The sequence below is a fragment of the Pseudomonas sp. SDO55104_S430 genome (assembly GCF_054070595.1).
Genome location: NZ_JBSVXG010000002.1, coordinates 49,440 through 71,748, shown reverse-complemented (window position 1 = coordinate 71,748; position 22,309 = coordinate 49,440). Strand labels below are relative to the sequence as shown.

Annotated in this window: 18 protein-coding genes; 11 read left to right on the top strand and 7 right to left on the bottom strand. The window is 60.8% G+C overall.

What is annotated here, in order from left to right:
* Positions 1-119 precede the first annotated feature (119 nt).
* The 9 genes from ACW9JE_RS00830 (at position 120) to ACW9JE_RS00790 (ending at position 9,674) form a co-directional block, all read left to right on the top strand.
* Entirely contained in the window at positions 120-1,928 is a 1,809-nt protein-coding gene (locus tag ACW9JE_RS00830; RefSeq protein ID WP_457431535.1) for a monovalent cation:proton antiporter-2 (CPA2) family protein, read from the top strand.
* A 147-nt stretch (positions 1,929-2,075) separates the two neighbouring features.
* A complete protein-coding gene (locus tag ACW9JE_RS00825; RefSeq protein WP_457431534.1) occupies positions 2,076-3,176 on the top strand; it encodes a DNA alkylation repair protein in 1,101 nt (366 codons plus the stop codon).
* Positions 3,177-3,349: 173 nt separating this feature from the next.
* Positions 3,350-4,027 (top strand): thermostable hemolysin, encoded by a 678-nt coding sequence (locus tag ACW9JE_RS00820; RefSeq protein WP_457431533.1) that lies wholly within the window; start codon positions 3,350-3,352, stop codon positions 4,025-4,027.
* The gene (locus ACW9JE_RS00815; protein WP_457431532.1) at positions 4,017-5,498 is read left to right on the top strand and encodes an AMP-binding protein; all 1,482 of its coding nucleotides are present in this window, start codon (positions 4,017-4,019) and stop codon (positions 5,496-5,498) included. The genes ACW9JE_RS00820 and ACW9JE_RS00815 overlap by 11 nt, the downstream gene beginning before the upstream one ends.
* Positions 5,495-6,169: a TenA family transcriptional regulator gene (locus ACW9JE_RS00810; RefSeq protein WP_457431531.1), complete on the top strand. Its 675-nt coding sequence runs from the start codon at positions 5,495-5,497 to the stop codon at positions 6,167-6,169. Before ACW9JE_RS00815 ends, ACW9JE_RS00810 begins: the two co-directional genes overlap by 4 nt.
* The gene (locus ACW9JE_RS00805) at positions 6,156-6,965 is read left to right on the top strand and encodes an SDR family oxidoreductase (protein WP_457431530.1); all 810 of its coding nucleotides are present in this window, start codon (positions 6,156-6,158) and stop codon (positions 6,963-6,965) included. Before ACW9JE_RS00810 ends, ACW9JE_RS00805 begins: the two co-directional genes overlap by 14 nt.
* Entirely contained in the window at positions 6,962-7,606 is a 645-nt protein-coding gene (locus ACW9JE_RS00800; protein WP_457431529.1) for a tetratricopeptide repeat protein, read from the top strand. The genes ACW9JE_RS00805 and ACW9JE_RS00800 overlap by 4 nt, the downstream gene beginning before the upstream one ends.
* An 11-nt stretch (positions 7,607-7,617) precedes the next feature.
* On the top strand, positions 7,618-8,280 hold the full coding sequence (locus tag ACW9JE_RS00795; protein ID WP_457431528.1) for a response regulator: 663 nt from the start codon (positions 7,618-7,620) through the stop codon (positions 8,278-8,280).
* Entirely contained in the window at positions 8,277-9,674 is a 1,398-nt protein-coding gene (locus ACW9JE_RS00790; protein WP_457431527.1) for an ATP-binding protein, read from the top strand. Before ACW9JE_RS00795 ends, ACW9JE_RS00790 begins: the two co-directional genes overlap by 4 nt.
* Positions 9,675-9,731: 57 nt before the next feature.
* On the opposite strand, the gene ACW9JE_RS00785 is transcribed toward ACW9JE_RS00790, so the two are convergent.
* Entirely contained in the window at positions 9,732-10,631 is a 900-nt protein-coding gene (locus tag ACW9JE_RS00785) for a LysR family transcriptional regulator (protein WP_224535916.1), read from the bottom strand.
* 131 nt (positions 10,632-10,762) lie between these two features.
* On the opposite strand from ACW9JE_RS00785, the gene ACW9JE_RS00780 reads away from it, so the two are divergent.
* Both ACW9JE_RS00780 and ACW9JE_RS00775 read left to right on the top strand, forming a co-directional pair.
* On the top strand, positions 10,763-12,409 hold the full coding sequence (locus ACW9JE_RS00780; RefSeq protein WP_224535918.1) for a GMC family oxidoreductase: 1,647 nt from the start codon (positions 10,763-10,765) through the stop codon (positions 12,407-12,409).
* 229 nt (positions 12,410-12,638) lie between these two features.
* The gene (locus ACW9JE_RS00775) at positions 12,639-14,261 is read left to right on the top strand and encodes an MFS transporter (protein ID WP_224535920.1); all 1,623 of its coding nucleotides are present in this window, start codon (positions 12,639-12,641) and stop codon (positions 14,259-14,261) included.
* Positions 14,262-14,331: 70 nt separating this feature from the next.
* Here ACW9JE_RS00775 and ACW9JE_RS00770 read toward each other — a convergent pair whose 3' ends face one another.
* From ACW9JE_RS00770 to tssJ, 6 genes are read right to left on the bottom strand one after another with little or no spacing between them, the layout of a single operon-like run.
* On the bottom strand, positions 14,332-15,342 hold the full coding sequence (locus ACW9JE_RS00770) for a serine/threonine-protein kinase (protein ID WP_224535923.1): 1,011 nt from the start codon (positions 15,340-15,342) through the stop codon (positions 14,332-14,334).
* Positions 15,339-16,067, bottom strand: a complete 729-nt coding sequence (locus tag ACW9JE_RS00765; RefSeq protein ID WP_457431526.1) for a PP2C family protein-serine/threonine phosphatase — start codon at positions 16,065-16,067, stop codon at positions 15,339-15,341. Before ACW9JE_RS00765 ends, ACW9JE_RS00770 begins: the two co-directional genes overlap by 4 nt.
* Positions 16,067-19,585, bottom strand: a complete 3,519-nt coding sequence (gene tssM / locus ACW9JE_RS00760) for a type VI secretion system membrane subunit TssM (RefSeq protein ID WP_457431525.1) — start codon at positions 19,583-19,585, stop codon at positions 16,067-16,069. The genes ACW9JE_RS00765 and tssM overlap by 1 nt, the downstream gene beginning before the upstream one ends.
* A gap of 19 nt (positions 19,586-19,604) precedes the next feature.
* Positions 19,605-20,474, bottom strand: coding sequence for a type IVB secretion system protein IcmH/DotU (gene icmH / locus ACW9JE_RS00755; RefSeq protein WP_457431524.1), 870 nt, complete (start codon positions 20,472-20,474; stop codon positions 19,605-19,607).
* A gap of 5 nt (positions 20,475-20,479) precedes the next feature.
* Positions 20,480-21,811: a type VI secretion system baseplate subunit TssK gene (gene tssK, locus ACW9JE_RS00750; protein ID WP_457431523.1), complete on the bottom strand. Its 1,332-nt coding sequence runs from the start codon at positions 21,809-21,811 to the stop codon at positions 20,480-20,482.
* A complete protein-coding gene (tssJ, locus tag ACW9JE_RS00745; protein ID WP_224535933.1) occupies positions 21,808-22,305 on the bottom strand; it encodes a type VI secretion system lipoprotein TssJ in 498 nt (165 codons plus the stop codon). The genes tssK and tssJ overlap by 4 nt, the downstream gene beginning before the upstream one ends.
* Between the last annotated feature and the right edge of the window lie 4 nt (positions 22,306-22,309).

Genomic DNA, 22,309 nt, shown 5'->3' with positions numbered 1-22,309 from the left:
AGGGGGAATCCGCGTTCCTCACATCGCAGCCTCAAGCCAGCTAGATTCAACGCTAGATATGTGCGAACCCCAGCCTTTATCCTTGTCGGCCGCCGTACCGAGTTGATGGAGTTTCCCCAATGCCCCAAGAAGGCTATCTGCTACAAGCCGCTGTCGTGTTTCTGCTCGCGGCAGTCCTCACCGTCCCCCTCGCCAAACGCCTGCAACTGGGCGCCGTGCTGGGCTATCTGTTCGCGGGGGTGATCATCGGCCCTTCGGTGCTGGGCCTGATCGGCAACCCGGAAAGCGTCGCCCATATCTCGGAACTGGGCGTGGTGCTGCTGCTGTTCATCATCGGTCTTGAACTGTCGCCACGACGGCTGTGGGTGATGCGCAAGTCGGTGTTCGGCGTCGGCCTGGCGCAAGTGCTGCTCACGGGCGGGGTGCTGGGTGCGCTGGCACTGTTCGTGTTCGGGCAGCCGCTGAACAGTGCGATCGTGCTGGGCCTGGGTCTGGCGCTGTCCTCCACGGCTTTCGGTCTGCAAAGCCTGGCCGAGCGCAAGGAACTGACCAGCCCCCACGGGCGCCTGGCCTTTGCGATCCTGTTGTTCCAGGACATCGCCGCGATCCCTCTGATCGCCATGGTGCCGTTGCTGGCAGGCGTGGACCACAACACCACGGCCGCGCAGGATCTGAACCACGGCCTGGAAGTGCTGGGCAGTATCGCCATCGTGGTGGTCGGCGGGCGCTACCTGCTGCGGCCGGTGTTTCGCATTGTCGCCAAGAGCAACCTGCCAGAAGTCTCCACCGCCACCGCGCTGCTGGTGGTGATCGGTACCGCCTGGCTGATGGGCATTGCCGGGATCTCCATGGCCTTGGGCGCGTTCCTCGCCGGCCTGCTGCTGGCGGATTCCGAATATCGCCATGAACTGGAAGCGCAAATCGAACCCTTCAAGGGCCTGTTGCTGGGGCTGTTCTTCATGAGCGTCGGCATGGGCGCCAACCTCAGTCTGCTGCTGCGCGAGCCTATCGTGGTGCTGGGCCTGACCGTGTTGCTGATCGCGGTCAAGTTTCCCCTGCTGTTCGTGCTCGGCCAACTGGCCGGTGGCCTGAACAAGGTCAGCGCCATCCGCCTGGGCATCGTGCTGGCGGCCGGTGGTGAATTTGCGTTCGTGGTGTTCAAGATCGGCCGTGACGCCTCGCTGTTCGATCCGCGCCTGTATGACCTGCTGGTCCTGGCGATCACCCTGTCGATGGCCATGACGCCGCTGTTGATTCTGCTCTGCGCACGGATGGTCAGCCCGAAAGTGCAACCGGTGGTGGTGCCGGAGAAATTCCGCGAAATCGACACCGACGAACCTCGGGTGGTGATCGCCGGCATGGGCCGCATGGGCCAGATCGTGGCGCGGATCCTGCGGGCGCAGAACATCAAGTTCGTCGCCCTCGACACTTCGGTGGAAACCATCGAGCTGTCCCGCAGCTTCGGCGGTGTCCCGGTGTTCTACGGCGACCCGATGCGCCCTGAGATCCTCAGCGCGGCCAAGGTCGAGCAGGCCGAGTATTTCGTGATCGCCACCGATGATCCGGACGCCAACATCAAGACCGCCGAGCTGGTGCGCAAGCTCTACCCGCATATGAAGATCATCGCCCGCGCCCGTAACCGCCAGCATGTGCATCGCTTGATGGACGTGGGTGCTCATCCGATTCGTGAAACGTTCTATTCGAGCCTGGAAATGAGCCGGCAGACGTTGATCGGCCTTGGCTTGACCCAGGCCCAGGCCGATGCGCGGATCAAGCGCTTCAAGCTGCATGACGAGCAGGTGCTCGAGGCGCAGCATGCGGTTTATGACGATGCGGCGAAGGTGATGCAGACGGCTCAGGAAGCTCGGGCGGAATTGGCGCGGTTGTTTGAGTCGGATGAGTTGGAAGAGCAGGCGAAGAAGCATTGAATTTGCGTTGAATGTACCGGCCTCTTCGCGGGCAAGCCTCGCTCCTACAGAGATGTGGGTGTCCACACAATTCTGTAGGAGCGAGGCTTGCCCGCGAAGAACGATAACGCGGTGTAACGGATTAACCACAATTACCAAGGCCCTAAAATGTCAACTGACCAACCCGCCCCCGCCCTCAAGGAAATCTTCAACACCGAACGCCTCCGGCACATCGCCACCGAGATGAGCGCGGTCTATCCGGCCTTCGACGCCAGGACCTTCCTGAAGCTGGCCACCAAAGACCTGGCCGAACTCTCGATCATGCAGCGCCTGGCCCGGGTCAGCGAATCCCTGCATGCCGTGCTGCCGCTGGACTTCGAAGCCTCGCTACCGCTATTGCGCGCCCTCGCCCCACGGCTCAACAGCGCCTTTGTCAGCATGTGCCTGCCCCACTACGTGGCCACCTATGGCGCCGACCGCTTCGAGCTGTCCATGGATGCGCTCAAGTATTTCACCGCCTTCGGTTCCTCGGAATTTGCGATCCGCCCGTTCCTGCGCAGCGACCTGGAACGCACGCTTGAACACATGCATGACTGGTCGCAGGATGACAACGAGCACGTCCGGCGTCTGGCCAGCGAAGGTTGCCGCCCGCGCCTGCCGTGGTCGTTCCGCCTGGAACGGATTCAGGCCGACCCGCGCCTGGCCATGGGCATTCTCGACAACCTCAAGGCCGACCCCAGCCTCTATGTGCGCAAGTCCGTGGCCAATCACCTCAACGACATCACCAAGGACCATCCCGACTGGGTCCTGGACCTGATCGAAGGCTGGTCGCTGGACAACAAACACACCGCGTGGATCGCCAAACACGCCCTGCGCAGCCTGATCAAACAGGGCAATCCGCGAGCCCTGGCGATCATCGGGGCCGGCGGCAAGCCTGAAGTAGACATCGTCGACGTGCAGGTCAACCCGCCGGTGATCGGCCTGGGAGAGAAAATCACCCTGTCCTTCGCCGTCAGATCCAGGGTCGAGGACAGCCAGCGCCTGGTGATCGACTACGCCATCGACTACGTCAAAGCCAACGGCAGCACCTCAGCCAAAGTCTTCAAGCTCAAGGCCCTGACCCTGCCCGGCCACGCCACCGAATCCATCTCCCGCGGCCAGCACATCAAGGAACTCACCACCCGCCGGCACTACGCCGGACGGCATGCGGTGCACATCATGGTCAACGGCGAACGGCTGGCCAGTACGGCGTTCGATATCCTTCCCTGAGCCACAAACCCCTGGAGCTGCCGAAGCTGCGATCTTTTGATCTTGATCTAAGAAATCGCAGCCACGTTGCACTCGACAGCTCCAACCGAGTTCCTGTGGGCAACCTCACCTTCAGATTCCATTAAGAAATCCCTCGGATACTCCTCCCAGACTTTTCCGGGAGGCGTCAGCCCATGCCCTTTTTCGACTGGAACATACCCTTGCCACTGCACTTCGGTGACTCCGAAACCCCGCAGCTGAGCCTGGAGCGGGCGTTGCCCGACGATTCACAACGCGCAACCTTCGAAGCTTTTATCCAGCAGCGCTTTCGCAAGGCCCACGGCGCCGACATCCGCCACTTCATGCCGGAACTGTTTGGCCTGGCCAACGAGACCGGCGAGCTCTGCGCCGTTGCCGGGGTGCGCCTGGCGACCAGTGGCGAACTGTTTCTGGAGCGTTATCTGGACGAGCCGATCGAGCCGCTGATCAGTGCCGCCGCCGGCTGTCCGGTGGATCGGGCCGGCGTCGTAGAGGTCGGCAATCTGGCGGCCAGCGATACCGGCAGCGCGCGGCTGAGCATCATCGCCATCACTTACCTGCTGGCCATGGGCGGCCTGGAGTGGGTGGCGTTCACCGGCAATATCGGGCTGGTCAACAGCTTCCACCGGCTTGGCCTGAAACCGGTGACCCTGTGCGCCGCCGACCCTGAACGGCTGGGAGAGGATCGTCACAGCTGGGGCAGCTATTACGAAAGCAAGCCCTGGGTGCATGTGGGCAACATCCGCGCCGGGTTCATTCATCTGCGCAATATCGGGATGATCAATCGTCTTGGTTTGCCGACCTCCTTCGAGGCGCCCTGCCATGTCGCCTGAAGTCCAGCGCTTCAAACAGACCCTGAGCCTGCACGCTGAACGCCAACCCCATGCGATCGCCCTGTGGGGTGATCAATTGAAACTCGACTACGCCACGCTCAATGCAGAAGTGGTCCACCGCCGGCAGCGCCTGCGCGATGAACGTGCGCAGGTAATCGCACTGGCCCTGGACAATGGCATCGAAGCCATGCTGTGGGATCTGGCGGCGTTGTTCGAAGGCCTGACCTGCGTGACGTTGCCGCCTTTTTTCACACAGGCGCAGCGCACGCATTGCCTGGAACAGAGTCAGGCGACTCGGGTGATCGCCGAAGCGGAACTGGAGACTGAACTTGAGGCCGCCGGTTACGAGAAAGGCGGGGAATTCTGGCGGCGCAACTTCAGTCGGCCCAGCCCCATGCCCCAAGGCACGGCCAAACTGACGTTCACTTCCGGCACCACGGGTACGCCCAAAGGCGTATGCCTGGACGCCGAAAGCATTCTTCGGGTGGCCCGCGAACTGGATGAGGCCAGCCGGCCCACCGATCCAAAGCATCATCTGGCGTTGCTGCCATTGGCCATTCTGCTGGAGAACATCGGTTGCTACGCCGCGTTGTACGCCGGCGCGACCTTGAGCCTGCCCGGCCAAAAGGCCCTGGGTATTCAGGGCGCCAGTGCGGTGAATGGCCAGCAATTGCTCGAATGCCTGACCCGCCGTGCGCCCCACAGCCTGATTCTGGTACCGCAATTGCTGTTGTTGCTGGTCACCGCAGCCGAGCACCACAGTTTCGATCCGCAACACCTGCGATTTGCCGCAATAGGCGGTGCAAGGGTGACCCAGGATCTGCTGCTTCGCGCACAACACGCGGGTATTGCCGTGTACGAAGGTTATGGCCTGTCGGAATGCGCCTCGGTGGTCTGCCTCAACCGGCCCGAAGCACGGCGCCCCGGCAGTGTCGGCAAGCCTTTGCCCCATGTGCAGATTCGTCTGGCCGAGGACGGTGAAGTGCTGATCAAAGGCTCGACCCTGCTTGGCTATCTGGGCGACACGCCGCCCACCGATCAATGGTGGCCCAGTGGCGATATCGGCGAATTCGACGCCGAGGGGTTTCTCTACCTCAAGGGGCGCAAGAAACATCAGTTCGTCACCAGTTTCGGCCGCAATGTGAATCCCGAATGGGTCGAGGCCGAATTGACGCAACGCCGTCATATCGCCCAGGCCTTCGTCTACGGCGAAGCCATGCCCGTCAATCATGCGCTGCTCTGGCCGCACCGCCCGGACTGCACCGACGATGAGCTGGCCGCTGCCGTGGCCGAGGCCAACGAGGCCCTGCCCGATTACGCCCGGGTTCACCACTGGACCCGTCTGAATCAACCCTTCACCCAGGCCAATGGCCTGCTGACCGCCAACGGCCGCCCGCGCCGCGACGCCATCATCGAGCGCTATCGCACGCAGTTGAACGAACCTGTCGTATCCGAGGAATCCGCACCATGAATTTTTTTGACCGGCTGCAAGAAGCCACGCATCAGCAACGCAGTGAGTTATTCAATCTGCCGATCATTGTCGACGCCCTCGCAGGCCAGGTCAGCCTGGACAGCTACCGCGCCTTTCTGACCCAGGCCTATTACCATGTACGCCATACCGTGCCGTTGATGATGGCCTGCGGCGCGCGCCTGCCTTCACGCCTGGAATGGCTGCGCAAAGCGGTGTGCGAATACATCGAGGATGAATACGGCCACGAGCAGTGGGTGCTCAATGACATCGAAGCCTGTGGCGGCGATGCGACCACGGTGCGACTCGGCCAACCGTCACTTCCCATCGAACTGATGGTGAGTTTTCTCTACGACTTGATCGCACGGGGTAACCCGGTCGGCCTGTTCGGCATGGTCAACGTGCTGGAAGGTACCAGTATCGCCCTGGCCACCCACGCCGCCGCCAGCATTCGCGAACGTCTGGCGCTGCCGGAAAGCGCCTTCAGCTATCTAAGTTCCCATGGCTCGCTGGATATCGAGCACATGCACACTTATCGCCGCTTGATGAACCGGCTGGAACATCCGGACGATCAGGCAGCGGTCGTCCACGCCTCGAAAGTGGTCTACAGGCTCTACACCGACATGTTCCGCGACCTGCCACGCAACGGAGAGATTCTGCATGCGCCTGTCTGAAGCCCGTGTGGTGTTGACCGGCGCCAGCGGTGGCATCGGTATGGCCATCGCCACCGCCTTGTGCGCGGCCGGAGCCCGTGTACTGGCCGTTGCCCGCCATCGACAACCGCTCGAACCGCTGCTCGCACGCTACCCGCAAAACCTGTTCTGGATCGGCGCGGACCTGACGCTGCCCGCAGACCGCATTGAAGTGCTGGCCGAGGCCCAAAGCATCGGGGGGATCAACCTGCTGATCAATGCCGCCGGGGTCAATCACTTCGCCATGCTCGAGCAACTGGAGGATCAGGCGATCAACGCGCTGCTGGCGCTCAATATCGGCGCACCGATCTGCCTGACCCGGCTCCTGTTGCCACTGCTGCGCCAGGCCTCCAGCGCCATGGTTGTCAACGTCGGCTCGACTTACGGTTCGATCGGCTACCCCGGTTATGCCAGTTACTGCGCCAGCAAATTCGCCTTGCGCGGCTTCTCCGAAGCGCTGCGCCGGGAACTGGCCGACACCCGCATCAACGTGCTCTATGTCGCTCCGCGCGCTACCCGTACCAGCATGAACAGCCCGGCGGCCCAGGCGCTGAACGATGCACTGAAGGCCAGCGTCGATGACCCGCAAACCGTGGCCAGCGCCGTGATCCACGCCATCGCCGGCGACCGTCGGGATCTGTATCTGGGTTGGCCGGAGCGGTTTTTCGTGCGCCTCAACAGCCTGTTGCCCAACCTGGTGGATCGCGGTTTGCGCAAGCAATTGCCGCTGATCCGCCGCCTGAGTCAAAAGCCTGACGAAGAGAATCTCGAACCATGAAAAAGATCGCCACATACCTGTTGCTGGGAGCACTGAGCCAAAGCGTCTGGGCTCTGGATGCTGCGGATCAGCAGCGCCTCAGCGGGATCCAGCAAAGCTGGGCGCACATCCAATACGAACTGCCGGCCGAGCAACGCGTCGGGGCTTTTGAAAAACTCGCGGGCCAGGCGCAAAGCTTCACCCGCGAGCGCCAGTCGCTGGCCGAGGCCTGGATCTGGTCCGGTATTGTCACCAGCAGCTGGGGAGGCGCCCAGGGCGGACTCGGCGCACTGAGCAAAGTCAAGGACGCAAAGGCCGATCTGGAAAAAGCCCTGGCCCTGGACCCCAAGGCGCTGCAAGGCTCGGCCTACACCAGCCTCGCAGCGTTGTACGACCGCGTGCCGGGCTGGCCCATCGGCTTCGGCGATTCGGACAAGGCCGAACAGTTACTCAGGACGGCTCTGGAACTGAACCCGAACGGCATCGACAGCCTGTACTTCTGGGGCGATCACCTCTACCGTCAAAAGCGCTATCGTGAAGCGAAGACAGCATTGCAGAAGGCGCTGCAGGCCGCCCCGCGACCCGGTCGGGAAACCGCCGATGCCGGGCGCCGCAAAGAAATCGAAGCATTGCTGGTGGACGTCAACAAGAAGCTCGAATGACGGGAGTCCCTGTGCGTTTACTACTGATCGAGGACGATGAGGCTCTGGGTGAAGGCATCCATCAGGCCCTGGGCCGCGAGGGTTATACCGTCGACTGGGTGGGTGATGGCAGCAGTGCCCTGCATTCGTTGCTCAGCGAGGCGTTCGATCTGGCGGTGCTCGATCTTGGCCTGCCGCGCATGGACGGGCTGGAGGTCTTGCGCCGCTTGCGTGACAGCGGCTCGAATCTGCCGGTGCTGATTCTGACCGCCCGGGATGCCACCGAAGACCGCATTGCGGGACTGGATGCCGGCGCCGACGACTACCTGATCAAACCTTTCGACCTGGCCGAACTCAAGGCGCGTTTGCGGGCCTTGCTGCGGCGCAGCGCGGGCCGGGCCCAGGCGTTGATCGAACACGCCGGAATCAGCCTCAACCCGGGCACCCAGCAGGTCAGCTATCAGGGGCAGCCGGTGGCGCTGACGCCCAAGGAATATCAGCTGCTGCACGAGCTGCTGTCGCCGCCGGGCCGCGTCATGACCCGCGATCACTTGATGCAGTTGCTCTACGGCTGGAACGAGGAAGCTGAAAGCAACACCCTGGAAGTGCACATTCACCATCTGCGCAAGAAGTTCTCTACCGACCTGATCCGCACTATCCGCGGTGTCGGCTATCTGGTGGAGGAGCGCCGGTGACTTCGATCAGGCGTCGCACCCTGACCCTGATCATCGGCCTGATGCTCGCCGGTATCGCCGTGATCAGCGTGTTCAACCTGCACGACAGCAACCATGAAATCGCCGAAGTCTATGACGCCCAACTCGCCCGCAACGCACGTCTGTTGCAGGGCGTGCTGCGCATGCCGTTGGCCGGCAAGGACCAGAGCGAGTTGTATCAGGCCTTCAACAAGGCCCTGGGTGAGGCCGAGCCCAGAGTTGAGGGTCATCCTTATGAAAGCAAGATCGCCTTCCAGGTTTGGGATCGCAAGGGCGAGGTACTGGTGCACACCGCCAGCGCGCCCTATTTCACCGCCCCGCCGACAAAAACCGGCTTCAGCGACGTGATGGATCTGAACAACCGCCATTGGCGCGCCTTCCTGCTGGAAGACAAACAGAATGATCTGCGGATCTGGGTGGGCGAGCGGGACGATGTGCGTGCCGATCTGGTGGACCGCATCGTGCGTCATACGCTGTGGCCCAACGTTCTGGGCAGTCTGATTCTGGCGGTCATGGTCTGGCTGGCCATCGGCTGGGGTCTGAAACCCCTGGCCGACATGGCCGCGACCCTGCGGGCACGGCACGGCGGTTCGCTGGAACCGCTGCAGCTGTCGCCATTGCCCAATGAGCTGGAGCCGATGCAGGCGGCGCTCAACCGCATGCTCGCGCAGATCCAGGAGGTGCTTGGCCGGGAACGGCGCTTCATCGCCGACGCGGCGCACGAGATGCGCACTCCGCTGGCGGTGCTGCGGGTGCACGCGCAGAACCTGCTGGAAGCCGGGACCGAACAGGAGCGCCGTGAATCCCTGGAATTTCTGATCGCAGGTGTCGACCGCACCAGCCGTCTGGTCAATCAATTGCTGACCATGGCCCGCCTGGAACCCAAGGCCACGCCCGCGCCGTTGCCCACCATCGACCTGACCCAGACCATTCGCGATTGTCTAGTTCAACTCACGCCCTGGTTGTTGAGCAAGCGCCTGGAGCTGGCATTCGACGGTATCGAGCAGCCTTGCAAAGTGGCCACGGATGCAGCCGCCATCGACATCGCCCTCAACAACCTGATCACCAACGCGGCGAATTTCTCCCCTGAACACGGGGTCATCAGCGTGCAGTTGAGGCTGTCCGAGGGGTTTTATCACCTGAGCGTCGAAGATCAGGGGCCGGGTATCGACGAAGCCGACCGCGCCCGCCTGTTCGAGCGCTTCTACAGCCGCGGCAACCACCAGGGCGCCGGTCTGGGGCTGACCATCGTCAACACCATCGCCACCCGTCTGCACGGGCGCATTACCCTGCTCAACCGCCCCGAAGGCGGATTGCGCGCCGTCCTGTCCATCCCCGGTAGGAGCGAGCTTGCTCGCGATGGTGGTCAACGATAACGCTGCGTACCTGATGCTCCGCGGTTTCCTTGCGTGCATCGCGAGCAAGCTCGGCTCCTACAGTGGATCGGGGTGGCCGAGCAGTAGTGATTGTTCGCGCTCGCAAAGCTCCACCACGTAATCCCACATCACCCGCAGTCGCACCGATTTGTGCAGGTCCCGACGGGTGCTGATCCAGTAGCTGCGCAAAATGCTTTCCTCGGCGAACAACGGCACCAGCCCGGGATCGGCGCTGGCCATGTAGCACGGTAATACCGCGATACCCAGCCCCGCGCGGGCCGCCTGTTGCTGGGCGATGACACTGGTGCTGTGAAAGACCACCTGCGGGTTGCGGCAAAAGCTGTTGAGGAACATCAGTTCCTGGCTGAACAGCAGATCGTCGACGTAGCCGATCCAGGCGTGCCGCCCCAAGTCCTCGCGACTGCGCAGCGGCGGTGCCTTGTCCAGATACGCCTGGCTGGCGTAGAGCGCCAGCCGGTAGTCGGTGAGCTTGCGCGTGACCAGCATGTCGGCGTCGGGGCGTTCCAGGTGAATGCTGATTTCCGCCTCGCGGTTGAGGATGCTGACAAAACGCGGCACCGCCACCAGCTCCACCTCCAGCCCCGGATAACGCTCGAACAGGCCGTTCATGCGACTGGACAGGAACATGATGCCCAGCCCTTCGGTGACCCCGACACGAATCTTGCCCAGAGGCGCCGTCGACTGGGTGATTTCCTCCTGAGCCAGCAGCGCCACGTTCTCCATGGCCTCGGCATGCTTGAGCAACGCTTCTCCCGCCGGCGTCATTTCATAACCCTGGGCGTGTTGCACGAACAGCGCCGTGCCGAGGCTCTTTTCGATGGCCTCGATGTGCCGCGCAACCGTCGCATGGGTGGTGTTCAGACGGCGGGCAGCGGTTAGCAAACGCCCGCTACGCTGGAGCTCGAGAAAAAACCGCAGGTCATTCCAGTCGAACATGAATCATCCTTGGGCTTGCGAGTTGAACACGCTGTTTAAAAACGCACAGTGGCTGCGTAAAAACTAACATTTTTTAAACGAAAGCTAACAACTAGGATGGTCACAACAAGAAAAACAATGCGAGGTCAGGGATGCAAGCTACCCAGGATACCTACGACTACATCGTGGTCGGGGCCGGACCGGCCGGTTGCCTGCTGGCCAATCGACTGTCGGCCAATCCGCAACACCGGGTGCTGCTGCTCGAAGCCGGTGGCCGCGATAACTATGCGTGGATTCACATCCCCGTCGGTTACCTGTTCTGCATCGGCAACCCGCGCACCGACTGGTGCTTCAAGACCGAAGCGCAACCCGGACTGCAAGGCCGCACCCTGAGCTACCCGCGCGGCAAGGTGCTCGGTGGCTGCTCCTCCATCAACGGCATGATCTACATGCGTGGCCAGGCCGGCGACTACGATCGCTGGGCCGCCGAGGGCAACCCCGGCTGGCGCTGGCAGGACGTGCTGCCGCTGTTCAAGAAAAGCGAAAACCACTTTGCCGGCGACTCCGAATTCCACGGCGCCAGCGGCGACTGGCGGGTGGAGCGCCAGCGCCTGTCGTGGCCGATCCTCGATGCCTTTCGCAGCGCCGCCGAGCAAAGCGGCATCGCCAGCATCGATGACTTCAACCAGGGCGACAACGAAGGTTGTGGCTACTTTCAGGTCAACCAGAAGGCCGGCATCCGCTGGAATGCGGCCAAGGCCTTTCTCAAACCGATTCGCGACCGTGCGAACCTGACCGTATTGACCGGGGTCGAGGTTGATCGCGTGCTGCTGGAAAACGCCCGCGCCTCGGCAGTGAGCGTGCGCTGGCAAGGTCAGGTCCAGACCTTTAAGGCGCGCAAGGAAATCATCTTGTGTGCCGGTTCCATCGGCTCGCCGAGCATTCTGCAACGCTCGGGCATCGGCCCTCGCCCGCTGCTGCATCGCCTTGGTATCGGTGTCGTGCATGAATTGCCCGGCGTCGGTGGCAACCTGCAGGATCACCTGCAACTACGGTTGATCTACAAACTGGAGAACGCCCGCACCCTCAACCAGATCGCCGGCAGTGTGTGGGGCAAGATGGGCATGGGCCTGCGTTATCTGTATGACCGCAGCGGCCCGCTGTCCATGGCGCCGAGCCAGCTAGGGGCCTTTGCCCGTTCGGGGCCGGAGCAGACCTCGGCCAACCTCGAATACCACGTGCAACCGCTGTCCCTGGAACGATTTGGCGAGCCGCTGCACAACTTCCCGGCGTTTACCGCCTCGGTCTGCGACCTGCGTCCGAAAAGCCGTGGCAAGGTGGAAATCCGCTCCGTCGATCCGCAACAGGCGCCGTTGATTCAACCCAATTACCTGAGCCATCCGGAAGACTTGCGAGTCGCCGCCGACGCCATCCGCCTGACCCGACGCATCGTCGCCGCCCCGGCCCTGAAGGCCTTCAAGCCCGTGGAATACCTGCCCGGCGACAGCCTGCAAAGCGAAGAACAACTGCACGAAGCCGCCGCGCGTATCGGCACGACGATTTTCCATCCCGTGGGCACCTGCCGGATGGGCAACGATGCCGATGCGGTGGTCGATGCCCAGCTGCGCGTCCACGGCATCCCCGGCCTGCGCATCGCCGACGCCTCGATCATGCCCAACATCACTTCGGGCAACACCTGCTCGCCGACGTTGATGATTGCCGAAAAGGCTGCACAACTGATCCTCAACCCCGACACAAGGAGCATTGCCCCGGAATTGGAACTGGCTGCACATCCATGAAAACGAACGCCCCACCACCACTGTAGGAGCGAGCTTGCTCGCGATGGACGCCAACGATAACGCTGGGCACCTGATGCCCCGCGGTGTTCTCAGGTTCATCGCGAGCAAGCTCGCTCCTACAGTGGGGATGTAGAACGGTTACACCCGATGCAAGGACAGTAGCGGCCCCGCCCACAAGGCAGGTGCCGACAGTGGAACAACAAAAACAATCACTGTGAGGGATACCGATATGTCAGAACACGTTCAGCCCCTGGAAGCCGTGCGCAGCGCAGGCACCAGCAAGGAAACCCAGAAAGTCATCTTCGCCTCGTCGCTCGGCACGGTGTTCGAGTGGTATGACTTCTTCCTCTACGGCGCCCTCGCGGCGGTGATCAGCAAGCAGTTCTTCGCCGGAGTCAACGACACCACCGCCTTCATCTTCGCCCTGATGGCCTTCGCGGCCGGCTTCGTGGTCAGGCCGTTCGGCGCACTGGTCTTCGGTCGGCTGGGAGACATGATCGGACGTAAATACACTTTCCTCGCCACCATCGTCCTCATGGGCGTGGCGACCTTCTGCGTCGGCCTTCTGCCGACCTACGCCAGCATCGGCATCGCCGCGCCGATCATTCTTGTGGTGCTGCGCATGCTTCAGGGCCTGGCCTTGGGCGGCGAGTACGGCGGCGCCGCCACCTATGTCGCGGAACACGCGCCCATCGGCAAACGCGGTTTCCACACCAGCTGGATTCAGTCCACCGCCACCCTCGGCTTGCTGCTGTCGCTCCTGGTGGTGCTCGGTTGCCGCTACTTCACCGGCGATCAGTTCGAAGTCTGGGGCTGGCGCATTCCGTTCCTGTTCTCGATCGTCCTGCTGGGCATCTCGACCTGGATTCGCCTGAGCCTGCACGAGTCGCCGGCCTTCGTGAAAATGAAAGAGGAAGGCAAGCTCTGCAAGTCGCCGATCCGTGACTCCTTCGGCAAATGGGAAAACCTCAAGGTCGTGCTGATCGCCCTGTTCAGCATCAACGCCGGGCAGGCCGTGACCTTTTACGCGGCGCAGTTCTATGTGCTGTTCTTCCTCACCCAGTTCCTGAAAATGGACCCCGCCGTCGCCAACGGCCTGCTGATCATCAGCGTCACCATCGGCGCGCCATTCTTCATTTTCTTCGGCTGGCTGTCGGACAAGGTCGGACGCAAACCAGTGCTGATGATCGGCCTGCTGCTGGCCACCGCGCTGTACTTCCCGATCTTCAAATCCCTGGCCCACTACGCCAACCCGGCAATCGACCTGGCCAGCCGCCAGGCCCCGATCACCGTGACGGCCGATCCGGCCACCTGCACCTTCCAGTTCGACCCGGTGGGCAAGGCCAAATTCGACAGCCCTTGCGACAAGGTCAAAACCTTCCTGGTCAAGCAGGGTCTGCCATACGAAAGCATCGCCGCCCCGGCCGGCAGCACCGTGCAGGTGAGTGTGGGCGACGTGAAAATCGACGGTTTCGACGAAGCCGCCCTGCGCGGCGCCGTGACCCTGGCCGGTTATCCGCAACAGGCTGACGCGCAACAGATCAACAAAACCATGATCGTGGCGCTGATCGTCGCGCTGATCATCATCTCCGCCATGTGCTACGGCCCGCTGGCGGCGCTGATGGTCGAACTGTTCCCGACCCGCATCCGTTACACCTCCATGTCCCTGCCCTACCACATCGGCAACGGCTGGTTCGGCGGTTTCCTGCCAACCGTGTCGTTCGCGCTGGTGGTGTACACCGGGGATATTTTCTACGGGCTGTGGTACCCGGTGCTGATTACCGGGGTGAGCCTGGTGGTGGGGATGCTGTGCCTGCGTGAGACGCGGAATGTGGATTTGGACAAGAACTGAGGGTAGCCACGAACAGGCAACCTGAATGAAAAAGCCTGCATGCTCACGGCATGCAGGCTTTTTCAGATAATCAGGCTTGAACGCGCGTAAAGATGCGCCGTCGCAGCGATGATGAGGTTTCGCCAAAAGCGTCGCGCAGTTGCTGGACGTTGATATTTCTTCGGTTCTCATCAAATGCCAGTGCGGTACGCAATGCCGGCCAGCAATGTTTAGGCAAGTGTCCGGGTCGGCTCAGTTCGAGGTCCAGACGCGCATCACGTGCCTGCGTTGCAGGCAAGCGGCGGAACGGATGTTTGCCTCCCGCCAGCTCGTAGAGCACGCAGGCCACTGCGTATAGGTCAGTGCCCGCCGTCAACGCCTGACCTTCCAGCAATTCCGGAGCAGCATAGCCGGGAGTCCACGCAACGAACCGCTCGCGACTAAGCTTCGGCAAGCCGGGCAGTACGCCCTCCTGCACCTGGCCCAGACCGAAGTCGAACAAACGCACACCCTCCTCGCTGATCATCACGTTGCTCGGTTTGATGTCGCCGTGCAGGATGCCCCGTGCATGCGCGTGAGCCAGTGCGTCAAGTAACTGCAACGCGATGCTGCGCAAATCAGCCCAGGGGATACCCAGCGGTTGCTCGCATAACAACTTGTCCAGAGTCAGGCCTCGCATCAGCTCCATGGTGATGAAGGCCCGCTGGCAATCGGTGTCCACCTCGAACGTGTGAAAACGCAGCACGTTGTCATGACGCAAATGCCGGGTCATGGCGAATTCGCTGTACAGCAAGGTGCTCGCGTCGGGCCATTGGGCAAATTCTTCGCTGAGCACCTTCAGTGCGATGCAAGGGGCGGGTTCGCCGAACTGTTCGATCAGCAAGTCACGTGCACGGAAAACCAGGCTCATGCCACCGGCACCCAAAAGGCGCTCGATGCGATAACGACCTGCAAGCACTTCGGGCATTTGCCCGACGCTGAGCCGGGATGATGACGGTGCAGGTTGCGCCAGATGCGCGTTGGCGAAAGCGAAGTAAGTCGGATTGTGGTCCTGCTCTTCACTCGGTGACAGGATGTCGGGAGATGGAGTGAGTTCGGTCATTGGCGAACCATCACGGCAGTCAGGTTGTCCCGCGCCGAGCCACACAGGGCGCTGTCGAACAGACATTGCAGCGCAAGATGCGGTGCCGTCAGGCTCAATGCATTGCCAAGAGCAGCGCTGTTCACATTCTGGTACAGGCCGTCGCTGCACAGCAGAAACGCATCGCCGGGATGAACCTCGAACTCCAGCACGTCGAGAGTCAGTTGCGCCGCGGCGCCAATCGCGCGGGTCAGTGCATGAGCGTCCGGGTGCGCTTTGGCCTCGGCAGCGCTCATTCGTTGTTCGTCAATCAGTTGCTGTTGCAGCGAATGGTCCCTGGACAGCTGATACAAGCGTTGCCCTCGCCACAAGTAGCAACGGCTGTCGCCCGCCCAGATGCATGCTCCGCGATTGCCTTCCACCAGCAACAGCACCACGGTGCTGCCCATGATGCCGTCATGGCGTCCGGCAATGACCGTCAGCTCCTGACCCAGACGGCGGTTGAGCCAGTGCAGGCATTGACGAACGCCCTTCAGTCGCTCGTCGAAGTCATCCAGCAGGGGCAAATCCGCCAGGCTGGCGACGATCAACTGGCTGGCGACGTCGCCACCCTGATGACCACCCATGCCGTCCGCGACCACCCACATTCCTTGCTGGGGGCAGTCGAGAAAAGCGTCCTCGTTGCGCGACCGAATCTTGCCAATATCGGTGCGCGCCGCACTGCGCCAGGGAACCGCTACTCGCATCAGAGCTGCACCGGCATACGGAAGGTGCGCAGCATGCCCATATCGAAGGGGTTTGGTGTACGTTGGCTGGTCAGCAGGTAGTTGGCGCGCAGACCGCCCAGATCCGCCTTGAGCACCAGCACGTCACGACCGGTCAGATACTCGGTCTGCATCAGATCGAACAGACGGAACAGCGACCAAGGCCCGGTGTTCTTTTCGATCCCAATCGGGCGGCCGACCATTTTGTCGAGGACCAGGCTGGTGCGACCATCTTCAGCGTCGGTTGGCCACTTGAATGACACTGGAACGATCGGGCCGTGCCGATATTCCATGGTCGTACCACCAAACTTGAACTCCGAACGGCTCACCGAAGGATCAAGGGTGTAGGGTTCCAGCTTGAACTGCACCTGTGGCTCCGCCGGGTTGTTGCTGAAGAAACTCTGGCGGATCACCTGCACCGCGGCCATCTGGTCCAGGTAGGTTCTGGAGATCGGGAGGCTCTGGCCATCGAACGTGCGCATGCGATAGCTACCCGGGTCGCCGCTGACAAATGGGCGCAGATAGCCGTCGAAAAAGCGATCGGCGATGCCCTGGGCCTTGAAGAACTCGCGGAAATCACCGAGCGACACGTCGCTGGGGCTGTGTGCATCGAACGGATAACGCTTGTAGATCGCCTTTAGGTAGAAGCCGAACAGCTCGGCTTGATAACGCTGGTTAAGGTGAGCGTAGGCATCGCCCAGCACCAGGCGCCAGGTGTCATCTCCCAACACACTGAACCAAGCACTGACCGGTCGCGGCAAACGACCGGACGCATTGCGCAAGTTGCTCAGGGCATCGCGCTGGTCACCCATGCGAGTCCTGGCCATATCGAAAGCGGCCTGTTCCGGAACGCTTGCGCGAGCCAGACTGGCCATTTGCAGTTGCAGATCGTTGAGTGCATTCATGGCCGGAGTCAAATCAGCCGATGGGCCGTTGTCGTCACCCAGCAACTGATGCAGCGGCTCAAAACGACGCTGCAGAGATTTTCTCGCCGTGTCCGGAAGATTTTTTGCCATTGCGCCCGAAACCTTGCCTGACGCCGAGGCAGCAAGCTTGCCCGGTTTTGCGCCCTTCTCTGCCAGCTTACCGACAGTGTCCGCAGCTTCATCGGCGATAACGGGAAAGCGGGTGTTCTCCCGCACTTCCACCAGCAACCGCAGAAGCGGAGAGCTGGCCGAAGTCAGGCTCGCCAGCTGCTCGGCGACTTCACCAAAGTCATTTGCGGGGGACAGTGCGACATGGCCGAGCGCTTCGCTCCAATAGTTGGAGTAGTCTCGGAAATAGCGTTGCTCCAGATCTACAAGAAGTCGGCGCAAGTCCATATTGCTGATACCCGTGCCTTCACCCAATACCCAGTTGTCATTCAGGATATCGGTGACCAGCATCGAGCCTTGCACCGAGAAGTATTGCCGATAACCTTGCTGGGTGTAGAACCCCGGGATCACGTGATCAGTGCCGACATACTGCGCCCCTTGCGGCCCAAGATGCTGGCTCAAACGGTAATCAGGCAAGCTGCGAGCCTGCTCGCGCAGCATCCGGTAGACCACGTTGACCAAAGACTCGTTGCGCAAAACCTGGCGTGCCTGAGTGACCAACTGATCATTCACTGGATAGTTGAATGGCTGTTCAAGCAGGCGCTCGAAGTGGCTGTTCAAACCGTTCTGTACTTCGGTATTGCCGGGGTAACGTTGTGACCACGCGGCTGAGACCCAGTCCTTGAGCCAGGGCGAGTCGCGGCGGTCTTTCATGTTCAGCATCAAGTAAGCGCGCAAGCTGTTAAGCAAACGCTCGCGGTCCTTCATGCTCGTGCGGATCTGCCCTTCGAGCAGCATCGCCACCTGCGGCAAAAGCCTTTCTTCAAGCTCGCGATCGTAAGCAGACTTGACTGTCGGATGGACGTACTCACCTTGATACAGGCCAACGCGTTCGTGATAACTCACTTCGCTTGTACTCGGGAATACCTGAGTGGCCTTGTGGCGATTGTCCAGGCTCTTGAGCACCGCTATGGGGTCATCGCCTGCGGGTAAGGCAGAGGTTTCTTGTGTCCAGTTTTGCGCCAGATTGCGCAAGGTTTCCAGACGCCCGTAATTGGCCGAAAATCCGCCGGCCCACAGGATGCCGAACAACACCAGGGCAGTGACTGCACCGAGATACAACGCACGTTGCCCCCAATGAATTCGGCTGCGCTCACGCTTGTCCAGTCCCGCAAGATCAGCTTCAGGAAAGATCACCCGGCTGAACAGATGGTGTATGAACCGCGAGCGGCCACTGCGCAGCGTGGGCAGCACTCCGGCATTCACTTCCAGGCTTGAATCGGTGCCCTCGGTGTTTTCATTCAACTGTTCAACCAGATGCAGTGCACTGGTGAAATAGAATCCACGCAACCGGGTTGCACGTTGATAGCGGTTGCCAGTGAATGCCATGTCGACAAACAAGCAAAGTCGCTCACCGAGTTTTCCCAATTGATGAGGGAAATCGAGAATCCGACCACGGTGCCGGGCATTGCGCTCCTGATGCATCCGTGTGATCACCTGGCTGTTCAAGCGATGCAGCAGCGCTTCGAATTCGGCGCGCACTACGGCAGCATCGCTACCGCACTGGTCCTTGCGGAAGCTGGTGCCCAGGACCTGATCGCATTCTTCGCGACTCAGCTGATCGAAAAACTCGTCGAAACCAGGCAGGTGGTCGGCCTTGCTCAACACAAGGTAAACCGGTACGTCGACGTGCAGTTTCTGGTGTACCTCCTGCAAACGCGCACGCACCTGGTTGGATAGAGCGTCCAATTCCTGTTCGTTGGAACTCAGCAGGTTTTCTACCGAGATAGTCACCAGCACCCCATTCAACGGTCGATTGCGGCTACGCTGGCGCAACAGATCGAGCAACGTGCTCCATGCACTGGCATCGACTTGAGCATCGGGTTGGTTCAGGTAGCGACCGGCGGTGTCGATCAGCACGCCGTGATCAGCGAAATACCAATCGCAATAACGTGTCCCGCGGGTGTCGCGCGTCAGTTTGCGGTCAATCCTGTTGATCGGAAACTCAATACCGGAAAAATCCAGCAGGCTGGTCTTGCCGCTGGCATGGGGACCAATCAGCAGGTACCACGGCAAGTCATCGCGCCAGCGCTCGCTACGGCCCCGATACAGACTCGAGGACTTGAGGGTTTTCAAGGCATCCTTGAAACCTGTCCTGAGCGCCTTCTGTTCTTCGTCGATGTGCTTCTCGCGAAGAACACGATCCTTTCCACCCTCGCTTTCCTCGTTGGTTTTTTTATGCACACCAGCACGCCAGCTGACGTACACCATGCACAAGCCCCAGATCAGAAACATCACACTGATGGTGAAAAGGCGCGCGGAGGAACTTTCCCAGAACTTCTCGTCATTCACGGCCAGCAATGGCCCGACAATCCAGACCAGCAACGCAGCGAACAGTACCAGCAACAGGGCCCAGACCCATGTTTTGCGCAGGAAGACGCCAACTTTCTTGAAAACCTTTTTCATAATTCGTCCCTGTCTACGGTTAGGACTGCGGTTTGGCGGCTACCGGATCAATTGCCTGATAAGGCTGGAGAACGGCGTCGCGCTGTTCACCCAGCACCCAGGCGAACCCCGAATACATCACCACCAGGCACACACTGGTAAACAACACGACCATCCACGCCGGCACGATGCGTACCAGGCTACGGCGCTGATGATTGAGCCCCTCCCACTGGGGCGACAGTTCGCGCGGTGTGTCTGCGCGCAACTGGCGAATCTGGCGGTACAAGTCATCGCGGATGCCTTCCAGTTCGAGCATTCCCCGGGTCTGCACGCGGTACTTCCCTTCAAATCCGAGCGACAGGCACACGTACATCAACTCAAGCATCGGCAGGTGCTTGACAGGGTTCCTGGACAAGCGAGTCAGTAATTGAAAGAACTTTTCACCGCCAAAGGTTTCATTGTGGAATTTGCTGAGCAGGCTCATTTGCGACCATTTGCTTTCGTTACCCCAGGTCGTCGTCACTACAGCCTCATCCACTACCGAACACAGCACGTAACGGGCAGCCATGACCTGGCCAGTTTCGACGCCGTTTTGCAAAGCGCGCGCCTCGAACGATTTCAAGTCGTTGGCCAGTTGCGTGTTGAGACCGTGGAGGTCCGCGCAAGCAGTGCTGTGTTTGAGTCGCACCACTTCCGATAACAGATCGCAAGCCGCTGAAACCAGCGAGTTGAGGCCTGTGTTGAACGCCTCAGTAGAGCTTGAGCGCGCGGAGTAGATCATGCGTTCTGACAAATGTTCGACACGCGGCGCAGCCACCGAATCCGTCAGCGGGGACGGCGCCAGACCCTTGCCCTGGCGGTCAAGCAAGATGGTTTTATCGTCCTGATGTTGTTCCGTTTCCTTGGTCATGTCGGTCAGTCTCTGATGGCCCAGAAGTTCAGTTCAAGCTCGGTGAATTCGCCGGACACATGGAAGGCGAAGCCCCCGGAGCGCTCAAGTTGTGCCCGGTCTTCTGAACTGAGTTCGAGAATGAAATAGGTTTTGTTGGAGTGGAACGCGATCTGCCGTGGTGCCACCGGTAACGGTTTGACCTTGATGCCAGGCAGATGCAGGTTGACCAACTGGCGGATGTTTTCGACCGGGCCGACCTTGAGGTGCGACGGCAATCGCTGGCGCAACTCTTCGCTGTCGCAGTTGGCGCTGGCTGCCAGCACGAAAGACGCCGACCCCAGCAGTTTGTGGTCCTGTAACGGCGAAACGATGATGCCGTACTGTCGGGTTTGCAGGGCCAGTTCGATAGCGTGCTGTTCCAGCACCATAGACAGAATTTGCCGGATCGCCTGCATCAGCTTGCGAAAGCTCACACCCTGATCGCTGTGTTGATAACGGCTGTCCAGACACGGCCTTTTGCTGTCGCTCGAGAATGTCGAAAGATCACCGAGCAGGCTTAGCAGCGTGCGGTACAACTCCTCCGGGTGCAATTGCTCAAGGCCCAGATAGTGACGCAACAACAATTCGGTGCGATTGATCAGTTGCAGCATCATGAAGTCACCGATCTCGGCGCCCCCCACCTTGCCAGTGGAACGAATTCGCTCGGCGATGGTGTCGCCCCGGTGACCGAGCATGCTGATGACTTCCTTCAGGCACGACAGGAGATACTTGGAGGCATGCGCCCTGATGTACGTCGGTACGAAATCCGGATCAAGGCTGATCACACCGTCCGGTGTGGTGTTGAGCACCTCGCAGACCTTCATTTTCACGTAGGCCTGATCGGTCTGTTGCTCTCCCAGCAGTAGTTTGAAATCCGGACGAGCACACATGATCTGACTTGCAGAATCATCCCCCGCATTGGAGTCGGCCACTTGCGCTTCATACACGGTGTAACGCGCCAGGACGTCCAACTGCTCCGGGCGGCGGGACTCGATGTGGTTGCCCGTCACCAGCGGCAACGCCAGATACACCGACGTTTTTCCCGTATTGGGTGGCACGTCCAGCGTCAGTGGCTCGGCGTTATCCCCCAACTCGAACAGGCTGCCATCGGGCAGCACTCCGCAAGCCTGGCTCACCACCACCTTGCTCATGTTGAGAAACTGCAAATCGAGTTCCAGGTTCAGAAACCCCCATGTGTAGCTGCCCAGCAACTGGGTGCGGGTCTTCAACTGGTGATCGTAGTAACGATCGTTGTGCTGCAAGTGCTGTGGGCGCAGTAACATGCCTTCCTGCCATACAACCTTGTGGGAATTCATGGTCTGCCTCCTGCCTTCACCAGCACCGAGCGGGTATTGCGAATGCCAGTCTGATCCAGGGTCAGGTCACTGTCCGTTGACTGCTGCGGGGTAACTTGCAGCGTGTAGCGCCATTGGGTATCCATCAGGTCGCGATAAGCGGCGAGGACGCCGACATAGCGACTGCCCTGCTCCACGCTTAGCTTGAGCTCGACGGTTTCGCCAGGACGCAGTTCCAGCTCTTCGCTGGCAACCATATCCGGTGCCAGGGACTCCCTGGCGCGTTCGTACAGACTGAAGAAGTCCGCATTCTCGAAGGCCACAGGGTGTTTCAACTCATACAGCCGCACGACGACCGGTGACGGTCGGCCATGGAGGTCCGGGTTGAGTTGATCGCTAGCCGTAAGCTTGAGGTTCAGCTTGGTCACTTTGGAATACGGCGAGAAGGTCGAGCAGCCGGCGATCAATACCAGGACTGCCAGCAGGCTGAAGAAGGGAATTGAACGGAGTGACATGCGC

Excerpts from the sequence above, each read along its gene's own strand:
- ACW9JE_RS00805 (WP_457431530.1), top strand. The coding sequence starts at position 6,156 with ATGCGCCTGTCTGAAGCCCGTGTGGTGTTGACCGGCGCCAGCGGTGGC.
- ACW9JE_RS00765 (WP_457431526.1), bottom strand. The coding sequence starts at position 16,067 with ATGCGAGTAGCGGTTCCCTGGCGCAGTGCGGCGCGCACCGATATTGGC.
- ACW9JE_RS00775 (WP_224535920.1), top strand. The coding sequence starts at position 12,639 with ATGTCAGAACACGTTCAGCCCCTGGAAGCCGTGCGCAGCGCAGGCACC.
- icmH (WP_457431524.1), bottom strand. The coding sequence starts at position 20,474 with ATGACCAAGGAAACGGAACAACATCAGGACGATAAAACCATCTTGCTT.
- ACW9JE_RS00780 (WP_224535918.1), top strand. The coding sequence starts at position 10,763 with ATGCAAGCTACCCAGGATACCTACGACTACATCGTGGTCGGGGCCGGA.
- tssM (WP_457431525.1), bottom strand. The coding sequence starts at position 19,585 with ATGAAAAAGGTTTTCAAGAAAGTTGGCGTCTTCCTGCGCAAAACATGG.
- ACW9JE_RS00825 (WP_457431534.1), top strand. The coding sequence starts at position 2,076 with ATGTCAACTGACCAACCCGCCCCCGCCCTCAAGGAAATCTTCAACACC.
- ACW9JE_RS00770 (WP_224535923.1), bottom strand. The coding sequence starts at position 15,342 with ATGACCGAACTCACTCCATCTCCCGACATCCTGTCACCGAGTGAAGAG.
- ACW9JE_RS00830 (WP_457431535.1), top strand. The coding sequence starts at position 120 with ATGCCCCAAGAAGGCTATCTGCTACAAGCCGCTGTCGTGTTTCTGCTC.
- ACW9JE_RS00785 (WP_224535916.1), bottom strand. The coding sequence starts at position 10,631 with ATGTTCGACTGGAATGACCTGCGGTTTTTTCTCGAGCTCCAGCGTAGC.
- ACW9JE_RS00820 (WP_457431533.1), top strand. The coding sequence starts at position 3,350 with ATGCCCTTTTTCGACTGGAACATACCCTTGCCACTGCACTTCGGTGAC.
- tssK (WP_457431523.1), bottom strand. The coding sequence starts at position 21,811 with ATGAATTCCCACAAGGTTGTATGGCAGGAAGGCATGTTACTGCGCCCA.
- ACW9JE_RS00810 (WP_457431531.1), top strand. The coding sequence starts at position 5,495 with ATGAATTTTTTTGACCGGCTGCAAGAAGCCACGCATCAGCAACGCAGT.
- ACW9JE_RS00800 (WP_457431529.1), top strand. The coding sequence starts at position 6,962 with ATGAAAAAGATCGCCACATACCTGTTGCTGGGAGCACTGAGCCAAAGC.
- ACW9JE_RS00815 (WP_457431532.1), top strand. The coding sequence starts at position 4,017 with ATGTCGCCTGAAGTCCAGCGCTTCAAACAGACCCTGAGCCTGCACGCT.
- tssJ (WP_224535933.1), bottom strand. The coding sequence starts at position 22,305 with ATGTCACTCCGTTCAATTCCCTTCTTCAGCCTGCTGGCAGTCCTGGTA.